General features: G+C 54.9%; 3 protein-coding genes, 1 tRNA gene, 2 rRNA genes and 1 pseudogene (1 of these 7 running past the window's edge). 6 read left to right on the plus strand and 1 reads right to left on the minus strand.

The annotated features are described in order from the left end of the window. The 5 genes and pseudogenes from ROSMUC_RS11565 to ROSMUC_RS11580 form a co-directional block, all read left to right on the plus strand. Window positions 1-2,801: ribosomal RNA gene (locus ROSMUC_RS11565) — 23S ribosomal RNA — on the plus strand (it extends 29 nt beyond the left edge of the window). Window positions 2,802-2,997: 196 nt separating this feature from the next. Further along, a 5S ribosomal RNA gene (rrf, locus tag ROSMUC_RS11570) occupies window positions 2,998-3,112 on the plus strand. Between the two features lie 139 nt (window positions 3,113-3,251). Then, window positions 3,252-3,328 (plus strand) — tRNA-Met (locus tag ROSMUC_RS11575). A 218-nt stretch (window positions 3,329-3,546) separates the two neighbouring features. Continuing rightward, window positions 3,547-3,707, plus strand: a pseudogene (locus tag ROSMUC_RS21350) (IS3 family transposase); the annotation flags it as partial. Window positions 3,708-3,935: 228 nt separating this feature from the next. Continuing rightward, window positions 3,936-4,604 (plus strand): LuxR C-terminal-related transcriptional regulator, encoded by a 669-nt coding sequence (locus ROSMUC_RS11580; RefSeq protein WP_037273196.1) that lies wholly within the window; start codon window positions 3,936-3,938, stop codon window positions 4,602-4,604. Window positions 4,605-4,714: 110 nt separating this feature from the next. Here the strand turns inward: ROSMUC_RS11580 and ROSMUC_RS11585 are convergent, their stop codons facing one another. Next, window positions 4,715-6,019 (minus strand): sensor histidine kinase, encoded by a 1,305-nt coding sequence (locus ROSMUC_RS11585; protein ID WP_037273198.1) that lies wholly within the window; start codon window positions 6,017-6,019, stop codon window positions 4,715-4,717. A 416-nt stretch (window positions 6,020-6,435) separates the two neighbouring features. Here ROSMUC_RS11585 and ROSMUC_RS21185 point away from each other — a divergent pair. After that, on the plus strand, window positions 6,436-10,134 hold a 3,699-nt coding region (locus ROSMUC_RS21185), incomplete at its 3' end, for a peroxidase family protein (RefSeq protein ID WP_281256607.1).

Below are 10,134 nucleotides of genomic sequence, written 5' to 3' on the forward strand. Positions count from 1 at the left end.
TGCCTTGGCAGTAAGAGGCGATGAAGGACGTGATACTCTGCGATAAGCCATGAGGAGCTGAGAATAAGCTGTGATCCATGGATTTCCGAATGGGGCAACCCACCTGACAGTTTGTTATAATTGCCTTTTGGCAGTTTATAACGGGCTGAAACAGGTACTTTTTGACTGAATACATAGGTCTTAAAGAGCAAACCCGGAGAACTGAAACATCTAAGTACCCGGAGGAAAGGACAGCAATAGCGACTCCCCTAGTAGCGGCGAGCGAACGGGGACCAGCCGAGCCCAATAAGTGACCAGAATGCGTTGGGAAGCGCAGCCAGAGCGGGTGACAGCCCCGTATGGGAAGCTTTGAGGGACGTATCAAGTAGGGCGGAACACGTGAAATTCTGTCTGAAGATCGGAGGACCACCTTCGAAGGCTAAGTACTCCTTACTGACCGATAGCGAACCAGTACCGTGAGGGAAAGGTGAAAAGCACCCCGACGAGGGGAGTGAAACAGTACCTGAAACCGAACGCCTACAATCAGTCGGAGGGGCATAAGCCCTGACGGCGTACCTTTTGTATAATGGGTCATCGACTTGGTCTATCTAGCAAGCTTAAGCCGTTAGGTGTAGGCGCAGCGAAAGCGAGTCTTAATAGGGCGTTGAGTTAGATGGATCAGACCCGAAACCGAGTGATCTAGGCATGACCAGGATGAAGGTTGGGTAACACCAACTGGAGGTCCGAACCCACACCTGTTGAAAAAGGTCGGGATGAGTTGTGCCTAGGGGTGAAAGGCCAATCAAACTCGGAGATAGCTGGTTCTCTGCGAAATCTATTTAGGTAGAGCGTCATCCGAATACCCTCGGGGGTAGAGCACTGGATGGGTAATGGGGCCCCACAGGCTTACTGATCCTAACCAAACTCCGAATACCGAGGAGTACTAGATGGCAGACAGACGGCGGATGCTAACGTCCGTCGTCGAGAGGGAAACAACCCTGACCTCCGGCTAAGGCCCCCAATTCATGGCTAAGTGGGAAAGCAGGTGGGACGACCAAAACAACCAGGAGGTTGGCTTAGAAGCAGCCATCCTTTAAAGATAGCGTAACAGCTCACTGGTCTAAATAAGTTGTCCTGCGGCGAAGATGTAACGGGGCTCAAGCCATGAGCCGAAGCCGAGGATGCCGTAAGGCATGGTAGCAGAGCGTAGTGTGACATGGTTTCTATCCTCTTTAGTGTCCTTCGGGGCACCATGGAGGAGAAGAAATCTTCGATGAAGCGGGCCTGTGAGGGATCCCGTGGAGAGATCACTAGTGAGAATGATGACATGAGTAGCGACAAAGAGTGTGAGAGACACTCTCGCCGAAAGTCCAAGGGTTCCTGCTTAAAGCTAATCTGAGCAGGGTAAGCCGACCCCTAAGGCGAGGCCGAAAGGCGTAGTCGATGGGAACCAGGTTAATATTCCTGGGCCAGATGGAAGTGACGGATCTCAAAGGTTGTTCGTTCTTATCGGATTGAACGGGCCGCTGAGAGGTTCCTGGAAATAGCTCCATCGCTAGATCGTACCCGAAACCGACACAGGTGGACTGGTAGAGAATACCAAGGCGCTTGAGAGAACTACGTTGAAGGAACTCGGCAAAATACCTCCGTAAGTTCGCGAGAAGGAGGCCCGGTTCCTAGGCAACTAGGGGCTGGGGGCACAAACCAGGGGGTGGCGACTGTTTACTAAAAACACAGGGCTCTGCGAAGTCGCAAGACGACGTATAGGGTCTGACGCCTGCCCGGTGCCTGAAGGTTAAAAGGAGGGGTGAGAGCTCTGAATTGAAGCCCAGGTAAACGGCGGCCGTAACTATAACGGTCCTAAGGTAGCGAAATTCCTTGTCGGGTAAGTTCCGACCTGCACGAATGGCGTAACGACTTCCCCGCTGTCTCCAACGTAGACTCAGCGAAATTGAATTGCCTGTCAAGATGCAGGCTTCCCGCGGTTAGACGGAAAGACCCCGTGCACCTTTACTATAGCTTCGCACTGGCATCAGGATTGTGATGTGCAGGATAGGTGGTAGGCTTTGAAGCAGGGACGCTAGTCCCCGTGGAGCCTCCCTTGAGATACCACCCTTCGCACTCTTGATGTCTAACCGCGGCCCGTTATCCGGGTCCGGGACCCTGCGTGGTGGGTAGTTTGACTGGGGCGGTCGCCTCCTAAAGCGTAACGGAGGCGCGCGAAGGTTGGCTCAGAGCGGTCGGAAATCGCTCGTTGAGTGCAATGGCAGAAGCCAGCCTGACTGCGAGACTGACAAGTCGAGCAGAGTCGAAAGACGGCCATAGTGATCCGGTGGTCCCAAGTGGGAGGGCCATCGCTCAACGGATAAAAGGTACGCCGGGGATAACAGGCTGATACTGCCCAAGAGTCCATATCGACGGCAGTGTTTGGCACCTCGATGTCGGCTCATCTCATCCTGGGGCTGGAGCAGGTCCCAAGGGTACGGCTGTTCGCCGTTTAAAGAGGTACGTGAGCTGGGTTTAGAACGTCGTGAGACAGTTCGGTCCCTATCTGCCGTGGGTGTAGGATACTTGAGAGGAGTTGCCCCTAGTACGAGAGGACCGGGGTGAACGAACCACTGGTGGACCTGTTGTGGCGCCAGCCGCAGTGCAGGGTAGCTATGTTCGGACAGGATAACCGCTGAAGGCATCTAAGCGGGAAGCCCCCCTCAAAACAAGGTATCCCTGAGGGCCGTGGTAGACCACCACGTCGATAGGCCGGAGATGTAAGCGCAGCAATGCGTTCAGTTGACCGGTACTAATGGCCCGATAGGCTTGATTTGATCCAGTAATAGCAAGACTGTTACAGACAAATCAAAAGCATACACATATCACAGAGTACTGACTTGGAACCCCTCCCCAACCGAAGGAAAGACGGTTGGAGATACCCCGTCCTCACCTCGCCGATAGGCGATCAGGACAAATCTGTCCTCAAGTAGCCGATAGGCGGTAGGACAAAATCATGAGGCTTTTTCCCGGTTTGGTGGCCATAGCACAAGCGAAACACCCGGTCCCATCCCGAACCCGGCCGTTAAGCGCTGTCGCGCCAATGGTACTGCGTCTCAAGACGTGGGAGAGTAGGTCGCTGCCAAACCTGGTAAAAGCCTCGTAGAAAAATGTATCTCTCGAAACGATCCGACCCTGAATATATCTGCAGGCGTCAAAAAATTGCGCCAATAAACGCGCAAACCTCATAGCCTGATCAAAAAACCAAAATCAGGTCTACACACCGTCGCGGGATGGAGCAGCCCGGTAGCTCGTCAGGCTCATAACCTGAAGGTCGTAGGTTCAAATCCTACTCCCGCAACCACTTCTGCCGAACCACTGCCAACAATCACCTCAGCCCCAGGCTGAACCAGCCCCACAAGGGCTGTGATCGCACCCGCAAGGTCGATCCGAACGCCGCTCGCCGTCTCGTGCACTGTCACGGATTGGATGAGCCCGCGAATGGTCTCCAGCGCCATTGGTCGGATCTCAGGATCCTCCAAAGTCTCGGATAGCCCCTCAACCTTTCGACGATAGATCTCGCTCAGGCGGCGGAAATATCGCACACGCGAAGAAGCCCGACGGTATGTCTTTGAATACATCGACTTGTTCTACAACCCGAAGCGCAAGCACACGCACAACGCATGCTGTCGCCCGTTGACTTCAAAGAAAGACAGCGCAAACTGAAAAAAGCAGGTGTCTAGGAAACTAGGGGCACTTCAAAGTGAAGCTATAGATCTCCGATGAAACCGGGGCGATTTATAATTATGTCCAGCGTAAGCCTCTTCTCAACCTGCCCGGAAATTTGCGACAGAATCCAAAGAATTGTTTCAATCACGTTTTTGTGATATCGTCTATATAGAACTTGTAAATTCACTATTGCTTTTTGAACTTCGTATTTTTGGGGGAAAAATGGGCTGCTGGGGGCTGCAATGCCAGTGATTTCTGTTGCATTTGTCGATGATCATCCGGTTTTCTTGACCGGAGTGTGTCAGCTTTTTTCTTCCCTTGAGAACTTTACTGTTGTTGCCTCTGGCAAGACCGCTCAGGACATTGTCAAGATTGCAAGATCAGTCAAGCCTGACATAATCGTAATCGACCTGAATATGCCTGGTGTCATCATCGAGGCGATTGCAATGGTTGCGACAGAATATTCCCATTCAAAATTGGTTGCTTTCACAGCATCAAGCAGCAAGGACACGGCAATCTCTGCGTTAGAGGCGGGCGTTCTCGGATATGTTTTGAAGGGCAGCACTCTCGAAGAGTTGGCCGATGCCATCCAACAGGTTCATAATGGGGATACGTATCTATCACCAAGCGTCTCCGCGAATGTTGTAGCTGGGCTTAGGCAACAGGCTCGCTATCGCACCATGGAGCGGGTACGGTTCAGCAAGCGAGAGGAAGATGTACTTCGACTACTGCTACGGGGCTCGACAAACCGTGAGATCGCGGATGCACTGTCGTTGCAAGAGAAGACGGTTAAACACTACATGTCCGTGCTGATCCAAAAGCTTGATGTCCGCAACCGGGTTGAAGTCGTTCTTGCCGCGCAACAGCTTGAAAGCAGTGGGGCACTTATTCGCGCATCCAAAATGAACTGACGGTCTCCAAGGTCGATTTTGAGACGGCTCGACTGGCTCTGCTCAATCAATTCGGCCGCACGTCTAAAAGCTGGAAATGTGTTGGTGGATCGAAAGCCCCGAACCGCTTTTTAGGGTTTGTCATCCGGCGATTGTATTGGCAACGTGACATGGAGCGTGGCGGAGGACTCTGCGATTGCGAGTTCAATACGGCCACCGAATGCGTCGAGCCGACGTCGCATACCTTGCAATCCCAAATGCCAAGGCGTGATGGATGATGTAGTCTTTGCGCCCTGCGATTTGCCGCCACAGATGACGGTGTCCAAGACCGAGCCCTTCTGGTGAACGGTGACCAGAGGAACTCGGCCCTGACCATGCCGAACGGCATTACTGAGCCCCTCGCACACCACTCGGTAGAGACAAATCTTGCGCGGAAGATCCAAGTTCGCCAAAGGCTCCACGATCTCCATCTCCACATCGCCAAACATCAAGGCTTTATGCCGCTCGACCGCCAACGCAACCACACTACTGGTGTCCAGATCCTCGAGCTCGGGGAGGATCAAGCCAGCGGAAATTGACCGCAATTCTGTCATCACCTGACTGATCAGCCCGCGCACCGAAGTCCCATCCGGCATTTCGGTTTGAGGATGTTGATCCTTCATAAGGGAAACCAGACCGAGCAACTGAATGGGTCCGTCATGCAGCTCGGCACCTACGACATTGAGGACCTGCTCGTTGGCTTGTGCGGCGTCAAGCCGTGCGCGGTTGGCTGCGCGACGCAGTTGGTCATTATGCTTGACCATCTTTCGCTCGGCCGCCAACAGCTCTTCCAATCGCGAGCTTTGGCTGAAGGTGAGCGCTAGCATTGCCAACATACTCAGGGCAGCAAGGATCACTGCGGCCCAGGTTGCCCGTTCGACGAAGGACCGGTCACGCAAAAGCTCGGACGCATCGAGATAGATTTCGCCAACGGCGATCAACATGCCGTTCTCTGGATCGTGGATCGGCGCATAAACTTCGAAATACGGGTAAGCGAGAGGAAATTCAGGATCAATCGTGCCGGATGTCTCTAGGTTCACGACGAATTCGCCCTGCATCGCAACTTTAAGATGCTCCGCCTCGTGATGATCAGCGGTGTCGTCTTGAAGCGTCGAGTACAGTAGTGCGCCCTCAAGCGTCCAGACACGCATTACCAGATTTGGATTCTTCTGAGCCACATAGCTGAACGCCTGATTGGAGTTGCGGTTTGTGTGGCCGAGGATCTCGAAATGATCCAACGCCAGCGGCGCGAGCAGGTTGTCGATATAGGCACTTCCAACCCGACCATGCGATTGCACCTGTAGCGAGCGGTACTCGAACATGATGAAAGCCCCAAGCGCAAACATGACAGCAATAACCATCACGGTGAAAATCGCCGCCAGAGGGCTGGGTGCCACATGGAACCTGCTCAGGATGGCCTTTGATGACCCTCTTGGATGATTCGGCGGTCGTTTCTTGCTTTGGGGCATTAGGACCTCTGAGAAGGTTCGTGGCCACTTCGTGGCACGCCTCGCACAACAGCAAAAAGGTCACTCAAGTAAGGCTACGCGCGCTTCAGGCAAATACCAATAATTAATCCATAGTTAACCAATACCTACGCCACAAGCGGCCTCTCAAACAATGGACTTTGAGCCCAAGTTCACATGGACCTTGGTCTGAAGTTTCTTTGGCCTTGGTCCAACTCATTCTGCGGGCTTTCGTGCAGGCGAAGCGGCAGACCTCTGCCCGTGGCGACATTTTGGAATCGGTGAGACCCTTAAGGGGATACCTGGGGGGTATTGCCAACAATTTGAGCATACACATTCCGGCGCCATTGGCCGGAACCCAAGGCATTGAAAAAAAATCAAAATTTGCTCGCGCGCTCAATGCGGCGGGCCACATGGGGAGATGTGTCATGGCTGTAAAACTGAATATCGCGGACCTCGAGTTCTTTCTTCGGCAGGTCAAGATCAGCGAAGCGCATGCGAGCGGAACGCCGCTGACGAAAATCTACGTCGACGCTGACGGAAATGCCGTGCCAGAAGGTACACCCGGCGCAGTTCTCGCTATTCCAGATCCCCTTGTGCCCTATGGCCTGCGCACGGTCGACGGCAGATACAACAATCTGGTTGAGGGGCGCGAGGAATGGGGCGCCGCGGATACTCCGATGCCGCGACTTCTGAGCCAAAACTTCTTGAACGACCAAGATGGCGATGTGATGCCGCTCGGCGCGCCTGGTGGGCCGATTGTCACCAACACGGATTATGGTGTGATCGGCACACCGTCGGGCACCAATGGCGGGCATACCGGTAACGTAGCAGACGCCGATCCGCGCATCATCTCCAACCTCGTTGTGGACCAAGGCACGGCGAACCCCGCCGCAGTCGAGGCATGGTTCTCGAATGACGCCGCGCTTGCTGCGTTCCACGAGCGCTACGGCGAAGATGCAATTCCAATTCGCCCCGGCGAAGGCCCCGAGACCCTGGAGCTCTTGAACGCAAGTTTCGAAGATCAACCGCTCCTTGACGGTGCGCCCGGTGTTACATCGAACCCGCTTGGCAATTTCACCACGACTGCGCCCAGCGACTGGACCATTACTGAGGGTTCAGGCGGCCTTTTTGCTCCGGTGGACAGCGTAAGTGCAACCGCTGGACATCCTGGGCCAAACGTGGCCTGGCTTATTGGCGGCGCCACACTCTCTCAGGACAGCGGCACTCTGACCGAAGGTGCAAGCTATCAACTGAGCTTGAGTGTCGGTGATCGCACCGATCAGGTATGGTCCGGCGGGACAGCGAGGATGATTGCTGTCGGCGCGGGTGGCGTCACCACGGTTCTGTCATCCATTACCCTTCCAGAGCCCGCAGATGGGCAATGGGCCGATGTGTCCCTTGATACCGGTCCGATCGCTGCTGGGCTTGCGGGCCAGACGCTTCGTGTCGAGATCCAGCAAACCGGCGGTTCGCAGGTGTTGGTGGATAATGTTTCGCTGTCGACCTCCAACGGCAACAAGATCGAGATCGACGACATCGACCTTGCTACGATTCCCAACATTGCGCCTGACGACGGCATCTCGGCCCCGTTCAATGCTTGGATGACCTTCTTTGGCCAGTTCTTCGATCATGGTCTCGACCTGATCACCAAGGGTAACAACGGAACAATATTCATTCCGTTGGAGGCAGATGATCCGCTTGTTCTCGGGGCAGACGGCATCGCCGGCACCGCCGACGACCTTCCGAACCATCTACGCTTCATGGCTCTGACACGGTCGACTCCCGTTGACGGCCCCGGTGCCGATGGCGTGCTGGGCACCGACGATGACACGCAGCATGAGGGGCAGAACACCACCACGCCTTTTGTCGATCAGAACCAGACCTATACGTCGCACGCCTCGCATCAGGTGTTTATGCGTGAGTACGCGTTTGATACCAATGGCAACCCGGTCTCGACCGGCAAGCTTTTGGACGGCGCAAATGGCGGGTTGCCGACTTGGGCGGAAATCAAGGCACAAGCGCGCAATCTGCTTGGGATCGAGCTGACCGATGGCGACGTCCTGAACATCCCGCTTTTGCGTACGGATGACTATGGCGAGTTCATACGCGGTCCCAACGGACTGCCTCAGATCGTGGTAGGTATTGGCGCGGATGGCATTCCGAACACCGCTGACGATGATGTGGTCGAAGGGAATCTGACGACACCCGTCAATACATTTACGGCGGGCGCCATCCGCATCGGGCATGCGTTCCTGGATGACATCGCACATGCCGCAAACCCGTTCGACTCGCAGACCGGTCTGCTCAAAACCCCGGACGACGACGCAGCGGTGGGCCTCTCCGATAGCGTCAGTACCGCCGGGACCTATGACAATGAACTGCTGGACCGTCATTTCATCACCGGCGATGGCCGGGGCAATGAGAATATCGGCCTGACAGCGGTTCACCATGTCTTTCACTCGGAGCACAACCGGCAGGTGGAGGCCCAGAAGAAGACTATTCTGGACTCAGGCGATATTGATTTCATCAACGAATGGCTTCTCGTCGATCTCGCGGTAGGCGATCCAATTCCAACCGACCCCGCTGCGTTGACCTGGGATGGTGAACGGTTGTTCCAAGCTGGGCGCTTTGCGACCGAAATGCAGTATCAGCACCTTGTCTTCGAAGAGTTCGGACGCAAGATCCATCCGAACATCGACCCCTTCGTTTTCAATGCGGTCACGGACATCAATCCGTCCATCTTTGCCGAATTTGCCAATGTCGTCTATCGGTTCGGGCACTCGATGCTGACCGAGAACATGCCGCGTGTCTTGGTTGACGAGGCGACAGGAGAGGTGACGACGGACAACATGGGCCTCATTGCGGCCTTCCTCAATCCCATTGCCTATGACAACGATGGCGCAATGAGTGCAGATGAAGCCGCCGCCGCTGTGATCCGCGGGATGACAACCGAGCGCGGCAGTCAAATCGACGAATTTGTCGTTCCAGCCCTGCGCAGCAACCTGCTTGGATTGCCACTCGATCTTGCTGCGATCAACATTGCACGCGGCCGCGACACCGGCATTCCGTCGTTCAACGAGGCACGGGCGGAGTTGTTTCAACAGACCAATTCAGTCTGGCTGAAGCCATATGAGAATTGGGTCGAATTGGCGGCAAACCTGAAGACGCCGATGACCGTCGTGAACCTGCTTGCGGCCTATGGAGCGCATGCGACTATCCTTGCCGCAACCACGCTTGAAGAGAAACGTGATGCCGCCTTTGATCTCGTGTTCGGTGGCGGGGCTGTTTCAGATGCCGACCGCTTTGACTTTCTGCTTGGGCGCAACGGGTGGACGTCCGACACCAATGGCCTCAATACGATAGATCTCTGGGTCGGTGGTCTGAGCGAGAGGATCATGCCGTTCGGCGGCATGCTTGGGTCAACGTTCACCGCAATTTTCGAAGCGCAGATGGAAGCGCTTCAGGACGGAGACAGGTTCTATTATCTGACACGGACCCAAGGTCAGAACTTCCTCAACGAACTCGAGGAGAACTCCTTCTCGAAAATGCTTCTGGCCAATACCAACTTGGCTGATCCGGGAGCGGACGGTATCCGCGGAACCGAAGACGACGTCGTGCGTCATCATATCGGCGTGGACTCGTTTGCCCGCTATGACTTTGTTCTCGAAGTGAATCAGGCAAACCAGTTGATTGATGATCCGCTGGGGAACGATCCGGTGCTCGAGGGCCTTGGCATGGGCAAGGTTGTACGCGACGACCCCACAACGAGTGAAGTCGAAACCAACTACATTCGTGTCACCGGAGGAGAGCATCTTGCGGTGGGCGGCACCAACGGGAATGACACCATCATCACCTCTGACGGTGACGATGGCATCTGGGGCGATGACGGCGACGATTTCATCGAGTCAGGATTTGGTGTTGATCTCGTCAACGGTGGCGGTGGCAATGACATCATTCTGGACTCTGGCGATGAGGGCGACTTCCTTAACAGGCTGCTGAAGAAGTCAGCCTTGAAGGACGTTATTCTTCCCCCACGGTTTGAA

Source organism: Roseovarius mucosus DSM 17069 (genome assembly GCF_000768555.3).
Lineage (GTDB): Bacteria > Pseudomonadota > Alphaproteobacteria > Rhodobacterales > Rhodobacteraceae > Roseovarius > Roseovarius mucosus.